The 19,178-nt window shown below is 62.3% G+C and carries 13 protein-coding genes and 1 pseudogene; 8 read left to right on the top strand and 6 right to left on the bottom strand.

From position 1 onward, the window contains the following. Positions 1-3: 3 nt before the first annotated feature. Positions 4-549, bottom strand: a complete 546-nt coding sequence (locus ILFOPFJJ_RS00415; protein WP_173508623.1) for an LPS assembly lipoprotein LptE — start codon at positions 547-549, stop codon at positions 4-6. Beyond that, positions 536-3,166, bottom strand: a complete 2,631-nt coding sequence (leuS, locus tag ILFOPFJJ_RS00420) for a leucine--tRNA ligase (protein ID WP_173508624.1) — start codon at positions 3,164-3,166, stop codon at positions 536-538. Before leuS ends, ILFOPFJJ_RS00415 begins: the two co-directional genes overlap by 14 nt. 327 nt (positions 3,167-3,493) lie before the next feature. On the opposite strand from leuS, the gene ILFOPFJJ_RS00425 reads away from it, so the two are divergent. Together ILFOPFJJ_RS00425 and ILFOPFJJ_RS00430 are read left to right on the top strand one after the other, a co-directional pair. Then, a complete protein-coding gene (locus ILFOPFJJ_RS00425) occupies positions 3,494-4,153 on the top strand; it encodes a YggS family pyridoxal phosphate-dependent enzyme (protein WP_173508625.1) in 660 nt (219 codons plus the stop codon). 166 nt (positions 4,154-4,319) lie between these two features. Continuing rightward, complete coding sequence (locus ILFOPFJJ_RS00430) at positions 4,320-6,227, top strand: propionyl-CoA synthetase (protein WP_173508626.1); 1,908 nt, start codon at positions 4,320-4,322, stop codon at positions 6,225-6,227. Positions 6,228-6,264: 37 nt separating this feature from the next. On the opposite strand, the gene ILFOPFJJ_RS00435 is transcribed toward ILFOPFJJ_RS00430, so the two are convergent. Then, positions 6,265-7,140, bottom strand: coding sequence for a LysR substrate-binding domain-containing protein (locus tag ILFOPFJJ_RS00435; protein ID WP_173508627.1), 876 nt, complete (start codon positions 7,138-7,140; stop codon positions 6,265-6,267). 137 nt (positions 7,141-7,277) lie between these two features. Between ILFOPFJJ_RS00435 and ILFOPFJJ_RS00440 the strand changes: the two are divergent. Beyond that, a pseudogene (locus ILFOPFJJ_RS00440) lies at positions 7,278-7,664 on the top strand (ectoine synthase). A gap of 163 nt (positions 7,665-7,827) precedes the next feature. Here the strand turns inward: ILFOPFJJ_RS00440 and ILFOPFJJ_RS00445 are convergent. After that, entirely contained in the window at positions 7,828-8,526 is a 699-nt protein-coding gene (locus ILFOPFJJ_RS00445) for a DUF1013 domain-containing protein (RefSeq protein ID WP_173508628.1), read from the bottom strand. A 227-nt stretch (positions 8,527-8,753) separates the two neighbouring features. On the opposite strand from ILFOPFJJ_RS00445, the gene acs reads away from it, so the two are divergent. Beyond that, complete coding sequence (gene acs / locus ILFOPFJJ_RS00450) at positions 8,754-10,703, top strand: acetate--CoA ligase (RefSeq protein ID WP_173508629.1); 1,950 nt, start codon at positions 8,754-8,756, stop codon at positions 10,701-10,703. A gap of 200 nt (positions 10,704-10,903) precedes the next feature. On the opposite strand, the gene ILFOPFJJ_RS00455 is transcribed toward acs, so the two are convergent. Continuing rightward, positions 10,904-11,104 (bottom strand): DUF1674 domain-containing protein, encoded by a 201-nt coding sequence (locus tag ILFOPFJJ_RS00455; protein ID WP_173508630.1) that lies wholly within the window; start codon positions 11,102-11,104, stop codon positions 10,904-10,906. A gap of 186 nt (positions 11,105-11,290) precedes the next feature. Here ILFOPFJJ_RS00455 and htpX point away from each other — a divergent pair, with 186 nt between their 5' ends. From htpX to purH, 4 genes are all read left to right on the top strand, one after another. Next, positions 11,291-12,250, top strand: a complete 960-nt coding sequence (htpX, locus tag ILFOPFJJ_RS00460) for a zinc metalloprotease HtpX (RefSeq protein ID WP_173508631.1) — start codon at positions 11,291-11,293, stop codon at positions 12,248-12,250. Between the two features lie 222 nt (positions 12,251-12,472). Continuing rightward, a complete protein-coding gene (locus ILFOPFJJ_RS00465; protein ID WP_173508632.1) occupies positions 12,473-13,891 on the top strand; it encodes an RsmB/NOP family class I SAM-dependent RNA methyltransferase in 1,419 nt (472 codons plus the stop codon). 226 nt (positions 13,892-14,117) lie between these two features. Then, entirely contained in the window at positions 14,118-15,803 is a 1,686-nt protein-coding gene (locus ILFOPFJJ_RS00470; protein WP_173508633.1) for a heparinase II/III family protein, read from the top strand. A 254-nt stretch (positions 15,804-16,057) separates the two neighbouring features. Next, entirely contained in the window at positions 16,058-17,668 is a 1,611-nt protein-coding gene (gene purH, locus ILFOPFJJ_RS00475; protein WP_173508634.1) for a bifunctional phosphoribosylaminoimidazolecarboxamide formyltransferase/IMP cyclohydrolase, read from the top strand. A 55-nt stretch (positions 17,669-17,723) separates the two neighbouring features. Here purH and ILFOPFJJ_RS00480 read toward each other — a convergent pair whose 3' ends face one another. Next, on the bottom strand, positions 17,724-19,112 hold the full coding sequence (locus tag ILFOPFJJ_RS00480; protein ID WP_173508635.1) for an MFS transporter: 1,389 nt from the start codon (positions 19,110-19,112) through the stop codon (positions 17,724-17,726). Positions 19,113-19,178 lie beyond the last annotated feature (66 nt).

Here is a 19,178-nt window from a genome sequence, read left to right on the forward strand (position 1 = left end):
GGATCAGCGTCCGAGGGCCGCTGCGATATCGGCGCCGATGATCTCCGCCAGTTCCTTCGCCGCGCGATTCTCGCCGTCGCGAACGGCGCGAACCTTGGCGAATTCCTGTTGGGGGAAGTCGACCAGCGCAACGGCCGTGCGGTTGCCCGCCCTCACGGTCTCACCGGTGGCGGTCTTCGTCAGGTTATAGTCCGCCTTCACGACAATGCGGCCGGCTCCCGCGTCGTCATCGTCATCGTCATTATCCGTCGTGTCAAACAGCACACCCATCGTTCGGTGCGAGACGTTGAGTGCGAGATGGTACTGCGGGTTGACCGGCTCGCCAGCGCCGCGCGAGGCGAGGAAGACGAGGGCGTTGCGCACCTCCTGCTCGACGCGGTCGTCAGCCTCCGAGATCTCGATCGACGCGAGTGCCGCCGATGTCGAACCCGTGGGGCCGTCGGAATAAAGCGGCCGGACCTGGCACCCGGCAAGAGCCGTCAGAAGCATGGCACCGGCGAAGACGGAGAAGGACCGGCGGCGGGAACCGGCTCTATCAGACAACGACATTGACGATCCTTTGCGGCACGACGATGATCTTTTTCGGGTGGCTCCCATTGAGCGCCGCCTTGACGGCGTCGAGAGCAAGCACCGCGCTTTCGATCGCACTCTGATCTGCGTCGCGCGCGATTGTCAAATCGGCGCGCTTCTTGCCGTTGATCTGGACCGGCAGGGTGATTTCGTTTTCCACGACCAGTGCCGAATCGAAGCTCGGCCAGCCTCGCTCGGCGATCAAGCCATCGCCACCGATTTCACGCCAGCACTCTTCCGCAAGGTGCGGCATCATCGGCGCGATCAGATTGATCAGGATCGCAACGGCATCCTTTACCGCCGCGGTGACCGCCTGGTCCGTCTTGCCGTTGGCCACCTGGGTCAGCGAACCGGCCAGGACATTGACCAGTTCGTAGATCCGCGCGACGGCCTTGTTGAAAGCGAGCTTGTCGTAGTCCGCTTCGACCGCGCGCAGCGTTCGGTGCGCAGACTGGGAGATAGCAAGGCCCTCGCCTTCCTTTGCCGGCGAAGCTTCGCTCATGCGCAGGTTTTCCGCCGCCTCGGCGATCAGGCGCCAGACGCGCTGAACGAAACGATGAGCGCCCTCGACACCCGCTTCGGACCAGATCACGTCACGGTCCGGCGGCGAATCGGAGAGAACGAAGAAGCGTGCGGTGTCGGCGCCATAGGAGGCGATGATATCGTCGGGATCGACGACGTTCTTCTTCGACTTCGACATCTTCTCGATCGAGCCGATGGCGATTTCCTCGCCGGTTTCGATCAGAAGCGCGCGCCGCTCACCGTCGATTTCCTCGATGCGGACCTCGGCCGGCGTGATCCATTCGCGCTGAGCGCCCTCGCCGCGGCTATAGGTCTCGTGCACCACCATGCCCTGGGTGAAGAGGCCCTTGAAGGGTTCCTCCAGCGCCACGTGCCCCGTTGCCTTCATGGCGCGGGTGAAGAAGCGCGAATAAAGGAGGTGCAGGATCGCATGCTCGATACCGCCGATATACTGGTCGACCGGAAGCCAGCGGTTGGCGACCTTCGGATCGGTCGGATCGTTCTCCCACGGCGCTGTAAAGCGCGTGAAGTACCAGGAGGAATCGACGAAGGTGTCCATCGTGTCGGTTTCACGCCGGGCGTCCTTGCCGCATTGCGGGCAGGCGACATGCCGCCAGGTAGAATGGCGGTCGAGCGGGTTGCCGGGTTTGTCGAAGGTGACGTCCGGCGGCAGCGTGACCGGCAGATCCGCCTTCGGCACCGGGACCACGCCGCAGTCGTCGCAATGGATTACCGGGATCGGGCAGCCCCAATAGCGCTGCCGGGAAATACCCCAGTCGCGCAGGCGGAAATTGACCTTGCGTTCGGCGCGGGGAGCGCCGTTCAGCGTCTCCTTCTCGAGCTTCGAGGCAACCGCCTCGAAGGCTTCGTCCGTCGAAAGGCCGTCGAGGAAGCGCGAATTGATCATCACGCCGTCGCCGACATAGGCTTCGTTCTCGATCTTGAAGGTTGCGGCATCGGCATCCCTCGGCATCACCACGGGCACGACCGGCAGCCCGTATTTGCGGGCGAAATCCAGATCGCGCTGGTCGCCGGAGGGGCAGCCGAAGATGGCGCCGGTACCGTAGTCCATCAGCACGAAATTGGCGATGTAGACCGGCAGCTCCCAGCTCGGATCGAGCGGATGCTTGGCGCGAATGCCGGTGTCGATGCCCTTCTTCTCTGCCGTTTCGAGGGCGGCGAGCGACGTTCCCGCGCGCCGGCATTCTTCGCAGAACGCATCGATCTCTGCATTGTTGGCCGCGGCTTCCCTGGCGAGCGGATGGTCGGCCGAAATTGCCAGGAACGAGGCGCCGAAAAGCGTATCTGGACGCGTCGTATAGACGGTCAGTTCCGTCGCGCTCGCGGGAACAGTCGCTGGATCGAGCTCCCACCGCACCAGCAGGCCTTCAGAGCGGCCGATCCAGTTCTTCTGCATCAGCCGGACCTTTTCCGGCCACTGGTCGAGCGTATCCAGTGCGTCGAGCAGTTCCTGGCTGAAATCGGTGATGCGGAAGAACCATTGCGTCAGCTCGCGCTGCTCCACCAGCGCGCCGGAACGCCAGCCGCGTCCGTCGATGACCTGTTCATTGGCGAGCACCGTATTGTCGACCGGGTCCCAGTTGACCTTCGACTGCTTGCGGTAGACGAGGCCCTTCTCGAGGAAATCGAGGAAGAGGTGTTGCTGGCGCTGGTAATAGGCCGGGTCGCAGGTGGCGAATTCGCGGTTCCAGTCGAGCGACAGGCCCATCACCTTCAATTGCGCCTTCATCGAGGCGATGTTCTGATAGGTCCAGCTTGCCGGATGCACGCCGCGCTCCATCGCGGCGTTTTCCGCCGGCATGCCGAAGGCGTCCCACCCCATCGGATGAAGCACGTTGAAGCCGCGGGCGCGCTTGTACCGGGCAACGACGTCGCCCATGGTGTAGTTGCGCACGTGCCCCATGTGGATGCGGCCCGAGGGATAGGGAAACATCTCGAGCACGTAGTATTTTTCGCGCGGGTCTTCGTTGCTTGTCTCGAAGACCTTGCCTGCTTCCCATTCCTGCTGCCAGCGCGGTTCGGCATCACGCGGATTGTATCGTTCGGTCGCCATGTCTTTTCGATGTTCCGGAGATTCTGGGGGGCGCCCAAAGCACCCTCATGATAGCTGGCGTGACCTTCACCACGAAACCGCCTGAGCGTCAAGTTTTGAAGGATTTGGTGGCGCACTTTGCGTATTTCCGCAGGCGATCCGGCCGCTAAAGCGCCGCCCGTCTTATCAGACGCGCAAAGGGACGCTGTAGCACTTTCGGTTGCTGCATGTTTTTGTCCTTAATCGAGTACGGTTCGAGGAAACATGCGGTAGGCCTTGGCAAGTATCGCAAGTTTCAATAAGCCGCAGGAGAGGTTCGTCGTGGTCTTCGGGCATGGGAGCACAAGGATGGAAGTGCAGGAACGGTTGAACGAAGTCGTGAGCCGGATTCGCATCAGCGAAAAAGCGGCACACCGGCCCGAGCAGGCCGTCGCGCTGGTCGCCGTGTCGAAGACCTTCGATGCCGACGCGATACGCCCCGTCATCGCCGCCGGCCAGCGCGTCTTCGGCGAAAATCGCGTCCAGGAGGCGCAAGGCAAATGGCCGTCGCTCCGCCTCGAGACGCCCGATATCGAACTGCATCTGATCGGTCCGCTGCAATCGAACAAGGCCGCGGACGCCGTCGCTCTTTTCGATGTCATCGAGACGATCGACCGCGAGAAGATTGCCCGGGCCGTTTCCGCCGAGATGAAGCGGCAGGGTCGCAACCTTCGGCTCTACGTCCAGGTCAACACCGGTCTCGAACCGCAAAAGGCAGGCATCGCGCCGGAAGAAGCTGTTGCCTTCGTTAATCTGTGTCGCGGGGACCTGGCGATGAACATCGAGGGGCTGATGTGCATTCCTCCGGTTGACGAGAATCCCGGTCCGCATTTCGCTCTGCTTGCGAAACTCGCGGCGACGTGCGGCCTCGACAAGCTCTCGATGGGCATGTCCGGCGATTTTGAAACGGCCATCGCTTTCTGCGCCACCAGTGTGCGGGTAGGTTCGGCGATTTTCGGTTCGCGCTGAGCGACATTGAAGCGGGATGCGAGCGAAAAACCGCCCGCAGTCTTCTTTCTTCATCCCATTCCGGCCATTACGCTTTCGTCGGGGTTCAGCCTTCGCCTTCATTCGCCTATCCTCGATCGTGAGGAGCCGGACTTCAAATCCGGGAGGTATGTGGAGGAGAACGGATATGGCGAGCCGCTATTCCGAAGTGTATGCCGCGTGGAAGTCGGATCCGCATGGATTTTGGGCTAATGCGGCCGGAGCGATCGACTGGTTTCAGCCGCCCGAGCGCATTTTCGAGTCCGAGCGCGGAACCTATGGTCACTGGTTTCCCGACGGCGTGACGAACACCTGCTATAATTGTCTCGACCGCCATGTGGAAGCCGGTCGCGGGGCGCAGCCCGCCTTCATCTACGACAGCCCCGTCACGGGCCGGATCGAAAAGATCTCCTATGCCGAACTGTTGGCCGACGTGACGGCCATGGCTTCGGTCTACCGCAATCTCGGGGTCGGCAAGGGCGACAGGATCATCATCTATATGCCGATGATCCCGCAGGCGGCGGTGGCAATGCTCGCCGCCGCGCGGATCGGCGCGGTGCATTCGGTCGTCTTCGGCGGTTTTGCCGCCAACGAGCTTGCGGTGCGCATCGACGATTGCCAGGCGAAGCTCGTCGTCTCGGCAAGTTGCGGCATCGAGCCTGGACGCACGGTTGCCTACAAGCCGCTTCTCGATGCGGCAATCGAGATTGCCGCAAACAAGCCGGCCCATTGCCTGATCTTTCAGCGCGACATGCTGGCCGCCGGCATGTTTGCCGGACGCGACATCGATTTCGCCGAGGCGCTCGCTATGGCCAAGGAAGCCGGCGAAACGGAGCCATGTGCCCCGGTCGCATCGACCGATCCGCTTTACGTTCTCTATACGTCCGGGACCACGGGGCAGCCGAAGGGCGTCGTGCGCGACAATGGCGGCCACATGGTTGCGCTGAAATGGTCGATGGAGAATTTTTTCGGCGTTCGGCCGGGCGAGGTCTTCTGGGCGGCTTCCGACATCGGCTGGGTGGTCGGACACTCCTATATCGTCTATGGGCCACTCCTCAACGGCAACACCTCTATTCTCTTCGAGGGCAAGCCGGTCGGCACGCCGGATCCCGGAACATATTGGCGCATCATCGCCGAGCATGGCGTCGCGGTCATGTTCACCGCGCCGACGGCATTGCGCGCAATCCGCAAGGAAGATCCCGAGGCCGCCCACGTGGCCCGCTACGACCTTTCGCGCTTCCGCGCACTTTACCTTGCCGGCGAGCGAGCGGACCCGGACACGATCCACTGGGCCGAGCGGGCGCTGGGCGTTCCGGTCATCGACCACTGGTGGCAAACGGAAACGGGATGGCCGGTCGCCGGCAATCCGCTAGGCCTTGGGCTGCTGCCTGTGAAATACGGCTCTCCGGCCGTTCCCCTGCCCGGTTATGACGTGCAGGTCCTCGACGATGCCGGGCATCCGGTGGCGGCGGGCACTCTGGGCAACGTGGTGGTCAAGCTGCCGCTTCCGCCCGGCTGCCTGCCGACGCTCTGGAACGCCGACGATCGCTTCCATGCGGCCTACCTCAACGAATATCCCGGTTACTACAAGACTGCGGACGCCGGCTATGTCGACGAGGACGGCTACATCTTCATCATGGCCCGCACCGACGATATCATCAACGTCGCTGGCCACCGTCTTTCGACCGGCGCGATGGAAGAGGTCTGTGCCAGCCATCCGGACGTGGCGGAATGCGCGGTGATCGGCATTGCCGACCCGCTGAAGGGGCAGATTCCGGCCGGTTTCCTGGTGATCAATTCCAATGTTTCCCGTGAAACATCGGAAATCGAAAAGGAAGTCATTGGTCTCGTGCGCGAGCGTATCGGGCCGGTCGCCGCCTTCAGGACGGCGATCTGTGTCAAGCGATTGCCGAAGACGCGATCCGGCAAGATCCTCAGGGCAACGATCCAGAAGATCGCCGACCGCCAGCCGTGGAAGATGCCGGCGACGATCGATGACCCGGCGATCCTCGATGAGATCACGGCCGCGCTTCATGCCAAGGGCATTGGCCTTTGAGCCGCGCTGCAGCGCGCTCTGTGCGCGTGCGAGTGAGTCAGCCCGCCACCGGGTTGACCACCGCCTTGAACCACGTGCAGAAGGCGGAAACCGCCTTTTGCCGCGAGAGCTTGCTGATGAGAAAATAGCTCTCGTCCTCCAGGACGGCGATGTCGGAGAGCACGATCAGGTCGCCGTTTTCGATTTCCCGGCGGCATACTTCGATCGGGCAAAGCGCCACACCGTGACCGGCGATGGCGGCTGTTGCCAGCAGATTGAAGTCCTGGAAGACCGGTCCGCTAAGCGGCCGGCGGGGAGATAGGCCGGCCTTGGTAAGCCAATGCTGCCAATGTCTCGTCGTCTCGTCATGGAGCAGGTCCGCCGCGGCGATCTCATCGGGCGTGCCGATGCTGCCCCTGCGCTCGAGGTAGCGCGGGCTGGCGACCGGTCTATTGACGCGCGAAAAGAGCCGCTCGCAGCCGATACCGTCCGAGGTGTCGGCGCCGAGCGTGATCAGCACATCGCAACCCGTCTCGCGCAGGCGCTGTGCCGCCATGGCGTAAACGACCTTCACCGTGATGTCGGCGTTGGCGGCGAGGAAATCGCCGAGCGCCGGGATCAGCCAGCGTGTTGCGATCGAGGGAATGCACGCGACGGTGATCTCCGATTTCGTTCTCTGTTTCAACGCCTCGGCTTCGGCCGAAACGCGCTCGAAACTGGCCGACAGGATTTCGGCCAGCCTTTCGGCTTCCGGCGCCAGACGGACACCGCGTTTTTCCCGCAGGAACAGCGGTCGCCCGAACCATTCCTCCAAAAGCCGGATCTGGTGGCTGACAGCGGCATGCGTCACATGCAGCTCGTCGGCTGCGCGCGAAAAGCTCGCCAGGCGCGCTGCCGCCTCGAAAACCCTGAGCGCTCCAAGCGGTGGCATCATATGTAAATTCTCCTCAACGATCCGGTGAGGAATCGTCATTTGTGCAGAGTACGAATTCGGCAAATAAGGAGGTCATCGCGATCCGATCTGAATTCGTATCGCCGGTTTATCAAATTTTCTAACAGTAGGAGAGCCGCATGTTCGTGCGCAGCCTGAAGGATGTCGAAGCGACGGACTATTTCGTCGAATGGGGAAGCGGCACGAGCCATCGGCTGCTGACGGAAAAGGACGGCATGGGGTTCACCGTCTGTCACACGGTGGTGCGCGCCAATACGGTTTCGCTGCTCGAATACCGCAACCATCTCGAAGCCTGCTATTGCATTGCCGGGTAAGGCGAGGTCGAGGACATGCAGGGTAATGTCTTCCCGATCCGCGAAGGAGACATCTATGTGCTCGACCAGCACGACAAGCACTACCTGCGCGGTGGCCGCGACGAGGACCTGATCCTCGTCAGCATCTTCAATCCGCCGCTCAAGGGAACCGAGCGCCACAATCTCAACATTCCGTCGGGCTCGGCCTACTGAGAGGCGCAACAAAAAACCCGGATCGCGAGATCCGGGTTTGCCTGTGTCCTACTGCATGTTTCCTTAATCGTATCCGATTTAAGGACAAAAACATGCAGCAAATCAAAGTGCTACGGCGTCCTTCGCGCGTCTAAGACGCGCGGCGCTGTACGTCGACAAACGATCAATAGTCGTCGTCTTCGTCGTCCTTGCGATCCGACTTCAGCGACTTCAGCTTGGCGAAGACGGCATCGGCGTCGATTTCCTTTTCTTCCTCGCGCTCGAAGTTGTAGCCGAGCTTCTCGGTCTCCTGCGCTGCCTCCAGCGTGGCGCCTGCCTCGGCTGCGGTCGGCAGCGGGCGGCCCTTGGCGGCGCGTTCGACTTCCAGATCGAGGTCGATCTGCGAGCAAAGGCCGAGCGTCACCGGATCCATCGGTGTCAGGTTGGCCGAGTTCCAATGGGTGCGTTCGCGAATCTGCTCGATCGTCGTCTTCGTCGTGCCGACCAGCCGCGAAATCTGCGCGTCCTTCAGCTCGGGATGGTTGCGTACCAGCCAGAGGATGGCGTTCGGACGGTCCTGGCGCTTGGAGACCGGCGTGTAGCGCGGGCCCTTCCGCTTGGAGTCCGGAACGCGAACCTTGGGTTCGGAGAGCTTGAGCTTGTGGTTCGAGTTAGCTTCGCCGCGCGCGATCTCGTCGCGAGAAAGCTGGCCGGTGGCGATCGGATCGAGGCCCTTGATGCCCTGCGCCGATTCACCGTCGGCGATTGCCTTCACTTCGAGCGGGTGCAGCTTGCAGAACTGCGCGATCTGGTCGAATGACAGCGCTGTGTTGTCAACGAGCCAGACGGCAGTTGCCTTGGGCATAAGCAGTTGCTGAGCCATGGATATAGTCCTTTCGTCCGTCCGCGCCGGTGTCGCGGGCCGTGGAGTCTACCACTGATTTCCGGGAATTGAGCGCCTCTATATCGTCCTTGTCTCGAAATTGCAATTCTTTCAGGATCGAATGTCCTTTTGTCTAATTGCGGGCGGGCTTTGACCTGCTATGAATCGTGACCGAACGGGCGGCTGGGAGTGTCGCCGCGGGCTAGGAATGCGCAGGGAGGAAACACATGTCCGTAAAGACCTATCCGGTTCTGAAATCCGCCAAGAGCCGGACGCTACTCGACAACGCTACCTATCTAAAGTGGTATGAGGAAAGTGTTGCCGATCCGGACAAGTTCTGGGGCAAGCACGGCAAGCGGATCGATTGGTTCAAACCCTACACCAAGGTCAAGAACACGACCTTCAAGGGCAAGGTGTCGATCAAGTGGTACGAGGACGGCATTACCAACGTCTCCTACAACTGTATCGACCGCCATCTTAAGACCCATGGCGAGAAGACCGCGATCATTTGGGAGGGGGACAACCCCTACATCGACAAGAAGATCACCTATAACCAGCTCTACGATCAGGTCTGCCGTCTCGCCAACGTGCTGAAGAAACACGGCGTCAAGAAGGGCGATCGCGTAACCATCTACATGCCGATGATTCCGGAAGCGGCTTACGCGATGCTCGCCTGCGCGCGCATCGGCGCCATCCATTCCGTCGTCTTCGGTGGCTTCTCGCCCGATGCGCTCGCCGGCCGCATCGTCGACTGCGAATCGACATTCGTCATCACTTGCGACGAGGGCGTGCGCGGCGGCAAGCCGGTGCCGCTCAAGGAAAATACCGAAAGGGCGATCGATATCGCCGCCAAGCAGCACGTGATGGTCAACAAGGTCTTGGTCGTGCGCCGCACCGGCGGCAAGGTCTCCTGGGCGCCGGGGCGCGATGTCTGGTACCACCAGGAAATCGCGACCGTGAAGCCGGACTGCCCGCCGGTGAAGATGCGGGCCGAGGATCCCCTGTTCATCCTTTACACCTCCGGCTCGACCGGCAAGCCGAAAGGCGTTCTGCACACGACCGGCGGCTATCTCGTCTACGCGTCGATGACACACGAATATGTCTTCGACTACCGGGACGGCGATATCTACTGGTGCACGGCCGACGTCGGCTGGGTGACCGGCCACTCCTATATCGTCTACGGGCCGCTCGCCAATGCCGCGACGACGCTGATGTTCGAGGGCGTGCCGAATTTCCCGGATGCCGGACGCTTCTGGGAGGTCGTCGACAAGCACAAGGTCAACGTCTTCTACACTGCCCCGACAGCGATCCGTTCTCTGATGGGCGCCGGCGACGAGTTCGTCAAGCGGTCCTCGCGTTCATCCCTGCGCCTGCTCGGAACCGTCGGCGAACCGATCAATCCGGAAGCCTGGGAATGGTACTACAACATCGTCGGCGAGCAGCGCTCGCCGATCGTCGATACCTGGTGGCAGACGGAAACGGGCGGCATTCTGATCACCCCGCTGCCGGGTGCGACCGATCTCAAGCCCGGTTCGGCGACGCGGCCCTTCTTCGGCGTCCAGCCGCAACTCGTCGATAACGAAGGCAATGTGCTCGAGGGTCCGGCGGACGGCAATCTCTGCATCGCCGATAGCTGGCCGGGACAGATGCGGACCGTCTATGGCGATCATGCCCGCTTCATCCAGACCTATTTCTCCGCCTACAAGGGCAAATATTTCACCGGCGACGGCTGCCGCCGGGACGAGGATGGCTACTACTGGATCACCGGCCGCGTCGACGACGTGCTCAATGTTTCCGGCCATCGGCTCGGCACGGCGGAGGTCGAATCGGCGCTCGTCTCGCACCATCTTGTCTCGGAGGCGGCTGTGGTCGGCTATCCGCACCCGATCAAGGGACAGGGCATTTACTGCTATGTCTCGTTGATGGCCGGCGAGACCGGCAATGACGATCTTCGCCAGGCCCTCGTCAAGCATGTCCGCTCGGAGATCGGACCGATCGCCACGCCGGACAAGATCCAGTTCGCCCCCGGCCTGCCGAAGACGCGTTCCGGCAAGATAATGCGGCGCATTCTCCGCAAGATCGCCGAGGACGACTACGGCTCCTTGGGCGACACCTCGACGCTTGCCGATCCGGCGGTGGTCGACGATCTGATTGCCAATCGCCAGAACCGCGCCTGAAGGTATCCGCTGGGCTCCGTATCGGTGGGTACGGGGCCCACAGCGCCGCGCGTCCAATCAGACGCGCAAAGATCGCTGTAGAACTTTGCGCTTCTGCATGATTTTGTAAATCGGTTCCAATTTAAGGAACCGTGCAGGAGCTGCCTTTATTCGATTCGCTGGCGGAACGATGATTAACCCTATGGCGGCGCCTGATCTCGTCAGAAATCGATTGCCCGCCCTTTGATCTCCCAATCGCCGAAACGTGCAGGATCGAGGCCTCCGCGGCCGCCGACCTCGGTCGGCATGACTTGCGGTTCCGCCGCCCGCCTTCTCTCTTCCGCCTCCTTCAGCGCGCGCAGAGCGGCTGCCGGCAGCGGGCGATTGGGGCGATCGGGCGCATTGTCGTTGTCGTTCTGCATCTGGCGGTCCGGCTTTCCGTAACGATATTGAAGAGCGGAGGATTTATCCCCATCATATAAGCGCTTCCGTGCGAACGGAAACCCTGATTCACGTGAAACGTTCGGGCGAGTTGAACGGAACGAAAGCGGCTGCAAACGCTTTTCCACCCAATCGGCGAACGATACGGATATGGCTGGAGCTCATCCATGAATCTTATGCGCACCGCAATGCTGCTTGCCGTCATGACCGTCCTCTTCATGGCCGTCGGCTACGCCATCGGCGGCAGGGGCGGGATGATGATTGCCCTCGTCATAGCCGCCGGTATGAACTTCTTCTCCTACTGGAATTCCGATCGCATGGTGCTCGCGATGTACCGAGCCCAGGAAGTGGATGAACGCACCGCGCCGGAATACTATGGGATCGTCCGGGATCTGGCGCAGAATGCCGGTCTGCCGATGCCGCGCGTGTATGTCATCGACAGCCCGCAGCCGAACGCCTTTGCGACCGGCCGCAATCCCGAGAATGCCGCCGTTGCGGCCTCCACGGGGCTGTTGCACTCGCTCTCCTATGAGGAAGTCGCCGGCGTCATGGCGCATGAGCTTGCGCATATCCAGTATCGCGACACGCTGACGATGACGCTGACGGCGACGCTGGCGGGGGCCATTTCGATGCTCGGCAACTTCGCCTTCTTTTTCGGCGGAAACCGCGAGAACAACAATCCGCTCGGCTTCATTGGCGTGCTCGTCGCCATGATCGTCGCGCCGCTCGCGGCGATGCTGGTACAGATGGCGATCAGCCGCACGCGCGAATATTCCGCCGACCGGCGCGGAGCGGAAATCTGCGGCAATCCGCTCTGGCTTTCCTCGGCACTCCAGAAAATTGCCGGCGCAGCTCACGTGATCCACAACGACGACGCCGAGCGCAACCCGGCGACCGCGCATATGTTCATCATCAATCCGCTTTCCGGGGAACGGATGGACAATCTCTTCTCGACCCATCCGAGCACGGAAAATCGCGTTGCGGCGCTGGAGCAGATGGCGCGCGACATGTCGATGGGCTCGACGCCGCCGGTGCGTGCTGATAATTCGGTGCGCAAATCGCGCTCTGTTCCGAAAACCGGCTGGGGTCGCGGTGGTTCCGAACCGCCCAAAGGTCCCTGGTCCTAGAGCCTTTCCTGGTTGAATGGAAACAGTTCTGTTGGCTCAAGCGGAGCGGAATGCAAAACAGGCCGCCCGCCTCAGCCAACCCGAAGGGCCGGGCACCTTTCCGCCAGGATCAAAGGCGATCGCCTCGGACGTACGTCCGTGTACGACGCTCGGCAATCGCCTTTGATCCCGACGAAAACCTGCTCCGGCAGAATGTTTCCATTTATCCAGGAAAGGCTCTAAATGCCTGAAGACAAGAAAAACGATTCACGCCCGAAACGAACCCGAGCTCACAACAGGTCGCCGAAGACAGCGCCGGGCACCGGTAGTGCCCTGATGGCGGAGAAGCCGGGTTTGAAGAGCCGTCAGGCGGCCGCCAAGATCCTCGCGGCCGTCGTCGACCGCAAGACCTCCCTTGACGGCATGCTCGACCAGGAGCACGGCAATCCGGCCTATCGCGAGCTCAACGACGCCGATCGGGCGCTGGTGCGCGCCATTCTCAATTCCGCGCTTCGGCACCTGCCGCGCATTCGGGCCGCAATCGATTCTCTGTTGCAGACGCCGCTGCCGGAGGGGGCCCGCGCGCTCGATCATGTGCTGACCGTTGCCGCGGCGCAAATTCTCTACCTCGACATCCCGGATCATTCCGCCGTCGACCTTGCTGTCGAGCAGGCGCAAGCCGATCCGCGCAATCGCCGCTTCGCGAGTCTCGTCAACGCGGTTCTTCGCCGGCTTTCGCGCGAGAAGGACGCCATTCTCGACAAGGTGAAGTCGATTCCGGCGATGCCAGGCTGGTTCTACGACAGGCTTGTGGCCAGCTACGGCCGGGAAGAGGCCGAACGCATGTCCGCGTCGCAAGAAGTTCCGGCCGCGATCGATCTGTCGGTGAAATCCGACCCAGCCGCTTGGGCCGAGCGCCTTGGCGGCATGGTTCTGCCGACCGGCTCCGTTCGGCTCGGTACGTTCTCCGGCGCCATTCCCGCACTCCCGGGATTCTCGGAGGGCGAGTGGTGGGTCCAGGACGCGGCTGCCTCCATCCCGGCACGTCTTTTCGGAGATGTCGCGGGCAAGCGCGTCGTCGATCTCTGCGCCGCACCCGGCGGCAAGACGGCACAGCTCATTCTCGCCGGGGCGAAGGTGACGGCACTCGATCAGTCCTCCAGCCGCTTGCGACGGTTGAAGGCCAACCTCGCGCGGCTCGGCCTGGAGGCCCGGACGAAGGAAGTCAACATGGCGGACTTCCAACCCGACGAACTCTTTGACGCCGCGCTTCTGGACGCCCCCTGCTCCTCCACCGGAACGACGCGCCGCCATCCGGACGTGCTCTGGACGAAGGGGCCAGAGGATATCGAGAAGCTTGCAGGGCTGCAGGAGCGTTTGCTGCGCCACGCGCTGAGCGTTGTAAAGCCCGGTGGACTGGTGGTCTTTTCCAATTGCTCGCTCGATCCGCGCGAAGGCGAGGAAGTTGTCGCGCGCGTCGTCGGCGATGGCGAGGACTGCGAGCGGGTTCCGATCACTGCGGCTGATTGGCCGGGTCTCTACGACGCGATCACGGATCGCGGCGAGTTCCGCACGACGCCTGCCATGCTTCCGCTGGCGCCGCCCTTCTCCAGCGGGCTCGATGGTTTTTATGCCGCAGTGCTCCGCCGCAAGCGCGCCTGAATGGCCGGCTGGTATTGGCGCAAGCGCCCCGTCAACAGGCTGTTTTGCCGCGTCAATTGACGCTATCGGCCCGTCGGCCTATCAATGTCGACAGGATTGATAAAAGTTTAATGATCTTTCCGGCACCATTCCGCGCTGGAAAGGGATTCTGGCGCAATCCGGGCATGATTCAGCCTCAGGCGCTTTGAAGGGTCCGTTGCAGGAATAAGGAAACCGACGGGCGCTGATGTTGTTTTCCGGTAAGCAAAGGCTTCTTTACCTGTACCTGCGGGAAGGTTGGCGCCGATTTTCGCGCCGCATCTCGCTCGGCCGCGTGACGGCGATGCGCTTTGCCGGTTCAACTCCCGACCGGTTGATCGTTGCACCAACGGACCTGAGGGCGATCGATCCTTTCGTCGCTGAAGAGATCCTGCAGGGCCGCTTTCCGCTCGCGGGCCGTGTGCTCGACACCGAAGGCGAATCTCCCTTCGAGATCGATTTGCCGTCGCACGAGTTTGCTGTCCGGCTCCACTCCTTCGGCTGGCTGCGGCATCTGCGCGCGATCCGCGAGGATGCCGGCTTCGTCAGGCTCCGGCAGATCGTCGACGACTGGATCGGCAGCCACGGCCGCAACATCGGCGGCATTTCCTGGGAAGCCGATGTGATCGCCCAACGCATCATCGCCTGGCTGTCGCACTCGCCGGTGGTGCTGCGGAACGCCGAACACGGGTTCTACCGCCGCTTCCTGAAAAGCCTGGCATTCCAGGTTCGCTACCTTCGGCACATTGCGGACACGGTCTGCGACGGCGAGGCGCGCCTGCGTGTACGCATGGCGCTGGCCATGGCATCCGTGTCGATGCCGGCCTCGGCTTCCGCCATCCGCAAGGCCGCCCGCAATCTCGATCAGGAACTCGATCGTCAGATCCTGCCGGACGGCGGGCATTCCTCTCGCAGCCCCCGGGCGGGGCTCGAGCTGCTGCTCGATCTGCTGCCGCTCCGGCAGACCTATGTCAATCTCGGCCACGACGTGCCGTCGCGGCTCATCCCCTGTATCGACCGGATGTATCCGGCCCTGCGTTTCTTCCGTCACCAGGGCGGCGAGCTCGCGCTTTTCAATGGCGCGACCTCAGTTCTGGCGCACGAACTCGCCTCTGTGCTGCGATATGACGAAACGGCCGGCGAACCCTTCCGGTCCTTGCCCCACGTCCACTATGAGCGGTTGTCGCTCGGCGAAACCGTCGTCATCATGGATACGGGTCGGCCGCTTTCGATCGACCTTTCGCGCAGCGCCCATGCCGGCTGCCTCTCCTTCGAGATGTCATCGGGCAGAAACCGCTTCGTCATCAACTCCGGCGCGCCAAAGTTCGCCGGCGAACGATTTCGTCAGATGGCCCGGGCGACGGCCGCTCATTCCACGGTAACGGTCAATGACACGTCCTCTTGCCGCTTTTCCCAATCGCGGTTCCTCGGGCCGATCATGACGTCCGGCCTGTCGAAGGTGCTCGTCGAGCGAAAGGACGAGCCGGGCCGCATCGAGTCCGTCAGGGCCAGTCATGATGGCTATCTCATATCCTTCGGCCTTCTCCATGAACGCGATATCAGCATCTTGAACGGCGGCCGGCTGGTCAGTGGCCGCGATCGGCTTTTGCGGGAAGACGGCGGCGATCCGGACGCGGCCAATGTCGCCACCGCCGTCGCCCGCTTTCACATCCACCCGGCGATCGCGATGCGACGGGCAAGCGACAGCGAGATCTACCTGGTAGCGCCCGACGGCGAAGCCTGGCTCTTCGCTTGCAGGGATGGGGAGCTGGCAATCGAGGAAGATATCTTCTTTGCCGATCCCTCGGGGGTGCGGGCCTCGTCGCAGATAACCGTCACTTTCGCTGTGGCGGCACAGCCGGAAATCCAGTGGACGCTCACCCGCGAGAGCTAGAACGTCGCCCGAGATCACGATGATCTTGGTCGAATCGACCCGAAATCATAAACGTTGATCGGTTCTAAAGAATCAGGGCGGGATGCGGGCGGAAAACCGAACACACTTTTCCTCATCCCGCTCTGGCACCTATTTTCCGCTCCTCCCCGCGCTGAAGGTTCCTTCCCGTGGCAAGCTATGCTAACGGGCAGCGATCCCAACCGCCGGCACCTTCTTCTCCCCGAGCGTCCGGCGCCGCCAAAGGAGCATGGTTGATGGCTGTCGCCTCCAAGAAAATCCCCGCCCCGGACGAAGTCCGGATCCGCACCGCCCTCCTCTCGGTTTCCGACAAGACCGGCATTGTCGAGCTCGCGCGTGCTCTTCATGAAAAGGGCGTGCGCCTCGTCTCGACCGGAGGCACGCACAAGGCGCTGTCGGACGCCGGGCTTCCGGTCAGTGACGTTTCGGAGTTGACTGGTTTTCCGGAGGTCATGGATGGCCGCGTCAAGACGCTTCACCCCGGTGTTCATGGCGGCTTGCTCGCCATTCGCGACGACGCCGAGCACGTCGCGGCGATGGACAAGCACGGCATCACCGCGATCGATCTCGCGGTCATCAATCTCTACCCGTTCGAGGAAGTTCGCGCCAAGGGCGGCGATTATCCGACGACGGTCGAAAACATCGACATCGGCGGTCCGGCGATGATCCGTGCTTCCGCGAAAAATCATGCCTATGTTACCATCGTCACCGATCCCGTCGACTATGCGCCCCTTCTCGAAGAAATCGCCGGCGGCACGACGCGCTATGCCTTCCGCCAGAAAATGGCGGCAAAAGCCTATGCCCGGACCGCGGCCTATGACGCGGCAATTTCGAATTGGCTGGCGGATGTTCTCGATACGCCGATGCCGCGCCATCGGGTGATCGGAGGCGTGCTCAAGGAAGAGATGCGCTACGGCGAAAACCCGCACCAGAAGGCAGGCTTCTACGTGACCGGCGAAAACCGGCCGGGGGTCGCGACCGCCACGCTGCTGCAGGGCAAGCAGCTCTCCTACAACAATATCAACGATACCGACGCCGCCTTCGAGCTCGTGGCCGAGTTCCTGCCGGAGAAGGCGCCGGCTTGCGCGATCATCAAGCACGCCAACCCTTGCGGCGTCGCGACGGCGCCGTCGCTTGCGGAAGCTTATCGCCGGGCGCTCGCCTGCGATTCCACCTCCGCCTTCGGCGGTATTATCGCGCTCAATCAGGAGCTCGACGCCGAGACCGCGGACGAGATCGTCAAGCTCTTCACCGAAGTCATCATTGCGCCGTCCGTCAATGACGAGGCAAAGGCGATCATCGCGCGCAAGCCGAACCTTCGGCTGCTTGCGACCGGCGGCCTGCCGGATCCGCGTGTGCCTGGCCTTTCCGCAAAGACTGTCGCTGGCGGCCTGCTCGTCCAGACGCGCGACAACGGCATGGTCGAGGATCTCGAACTCAAGGTCGTAACCAAGCGCGCACCGACCGCGCAGGAACTCGAAGACATGAAATTCGCCTTCAAGGTGGCGAAGCATGTGAAGTCGAATGCGATCGTCTATGCGAAGGACGGCCAGACGGCCGGCATCGGTGCCGGCCAGATGAGCCGCGTCGATTCCGCCCGCATCGCTGCGATCAAGGCGGAGGAAGCTGCCAAGGCGCTCGGCCTCGCCGAACCGCTGACCCGCGGCTCGGCTGTCGCATCGGAAGCCTTCCTGCCCTTCGCCGACGGCCTGCTGTCGGCGATTGCCGCCGGCGCCACTGCCGTCATCCAGCCGGGCGGTTCGATGCGCGACGAAGAGGTGATCGCTGCGGCAAACGAGCACAACGTTGCCATGGTGTTCACCGGCATGCGCCATTTCCGGCACTGAGGCCAGTGACAGCCTGTTTTGAGAACCCGCCGCGAAAGCCCTCTCGGCGGGTTTTTCATGCCGGGCGATGTGCCGGATAGGGCGTTCTTAGAAGAATGATGAGACCCACGGCAAGGAAAGCGACGAGCGCCAACATGCCGATGCGCGCTGAATCGGCCATCACCGTGATCGTCGCGACCGACGCCGGCGCAAGGAACGAGGTCGCGCGTCCGGAAAGCGCATAGAGGCCGAAATAACGGCCGGCTTCCTCAACCGCGACGCTTCGGGCGAGGTAGGAACGAGACGAGGCCTGAACCGGTCCGAAAGCGATCCCGACCAGGAGGCCGTAGAGAATGTAGGCCTTTTCCGCCGCCGTGCCGAAGAGACCGCCGGAGTCTTCCGTCGAAAGCGTCAGCAGCCCGAACAGCGTAAAGCCGGGGCCGGTCGAGACGATCCCGAGCGTGGCGATGGTGAGGCAGACGAGGCTGGCAACGACAATCGTTTTCGAGCCGAGCCGTGCGTCGAGCCGGCTCGCGTAGAGGCAGCCTGCGATCGCGACAACGTTGAGAATCATTCCATAGAGGCCGAGTTCTATCGTCTGCCAGCCGAACATCACGGCTGCAAAGGTGCCGCCAAGCGCGATCAATCCGTTGACACCGTCCTGGAAGATCATCCGAGCGATCAGAAAGCGCAGGATACCGGCTCTCTCCTTGAGTTCCTGGAGTGTGCCCTCAAGTTCCTTGAGCCCCCGGGCCGTTGCGTTCGACAGCGACATCGTCGCCTTCGCCGCATCCGGGGTGAACAGGAACATCGGCAGGATGAAGATCAGGTACCAGACGGCCGAGATCGGGCCAGTGATGCGGGCGTCCTCCCCCTTGGACGGATCAAGGCCGAAAATCGGGTCGAGGCCGAGTGCTGTCTTACCCGTTGCGGGATTTCCGGCTATGAGGGCAACGACTGCGATCAAGACGATCATGCCGCCGAGATAGCCGAGTCCCCACGCAATGTTCGAGATGCGGCCAACCTCTTTCTCGCTCACCAGCCGCGTCATCATCGAATCGTTGAAGACGATCGAAAATTCGGCGGCAACGGTCGCCAGGGCGAGGAAGATCGCCGCATAGAGGATGGGCGAGCCCGGCGCGGCGAACCAAAGCAAGGCGAGCGAGACGATCTTGATGACCGCGAAAAAGCCGATCCAGGGCTTGCGCGGTCCGGTCGCGTCCGCGATCGCGCCAAGCACCGGCGAAAGAACCGCGATGATGATGCCCGAGACAGTGAGCGTATAGCCCCAGATCGCCTGCCCTTGCACAGGGTCGGCCGTGAGCCGGGAAACAAAATAGGGCGCGAAGATGAACGTGGTGATGACGGTGAAGAAGGGCTGTGCGGCCCAGTCGAAAAGCATCCAGCCGGCGATGCCGAGGCGCGGCGTTCTGGGCTGCTCTCTCGATTCGGCCGTAACGTCCAATTTCCCCTCCCGGAATTCATCGGGCCTCGCCGGCTGTTTGGCGAGGTCCGATAACGCGTTGAAATC

The organism is Sinorhizobium psoraleae (assembly GCF_013283645.1).
GTDB lineage: Bacteria > Pseudomonadota > Alphaproteobacteria > Rhizobiales > Rhizobiaceae > Sinorhizobium > Sinorhizobium psoraleae.

Excerpts from the sequence above, each read along its gene's own strand:
- ILFOPFJJ_RS00470 (WP_173508633.1), top strand. The coding sequence starts at position 14,118 with ATGTTGTTTTCCGGTAAGCAAAGGCTTCTTTACCTGTACCTGCGGGAA.
- acs (WP_173508629.1), top strand. The coding sequence starts at position 8,754 with ATGTCCGTAAAGACCTATCCGGTTCTGAAATCCGCCAAGAGCCGGACG.
- leuS (WP_173508624.1), bottom strand. The coding sequence starts at position 3,166 with ATGGCGACCGAACGATACAATCCGCGTGATGCCGAACCGCGCTGGCAG.
- ILFOPFJJ_RS00415 (WP_173508623.1), bottom strand. The coding sequence starts at position 549 with ATGTCGTTGTCTGATAGAGCCGGTTCCCGCCGCCGGTCCTTCTCCGTC.
- ILFOPFJJ_RS00430 (WP_173508626.1), top strand. The coding sequence starts at position 4,320 with ATGGCGAGCCGCTATTCCGAAGTGTATGCCGCGTGGAAGTCGGATCCG.
- htpX (WP_173508631.1), top strand. The coding sequence starts at position 11,291 with ATGAATCTTATGCGCACCGCAATGCTGCTTGCCGTCATGACCGTCCTC.
- ILFOPFJJ_RS00425 (WP_173508625.1), top strand. The coding sequence starts at position 3,494 with ATGGAAGTGCAGGAACGGTTGAACGAAGTCGTGAGCCGGATTCGCATC.
- ILFOPFJJ_RS00435 (WP_173508627.1), bottom strand. The coding sequence starts at position 7,140 with ATGATGCCACCGCTTGGAGCGCTCAGGGTTTTCGAGGCGGCAGCGCGC.
- purH (WP_173508634.1), top strand. The coding sequence starts at position 16,058 with ATGGCTGTCGCCTCCAAGAAAATCCCCGCCCCGGACGAAGTCCGGATC.
- ILFOPFJJ_RS00465 (WP_173508632.1), top strand. The coding sequence starts at position 12,473 with ATGCCTGAAGACAAGAAAAACGATTCACGCCCGAAACGAACCCGAGCT.
- ILFOPFJJ_RS00455 (WP_173508630.1), bottom strand. The coding sequence starts at position 11,104 with ATGCAGAACGACAACGACAATGCGCCCGATCGCCCCAATCGCCCGCTG.
- ILFOPFJJ_RS00445 (WP_173508628.1), bottom strand. The coding sequence starts at position 8,526 with ATGGCTCAGCAACTGCTTATGCCCAAGGCAACTGCCGTCTGGCTCGTT.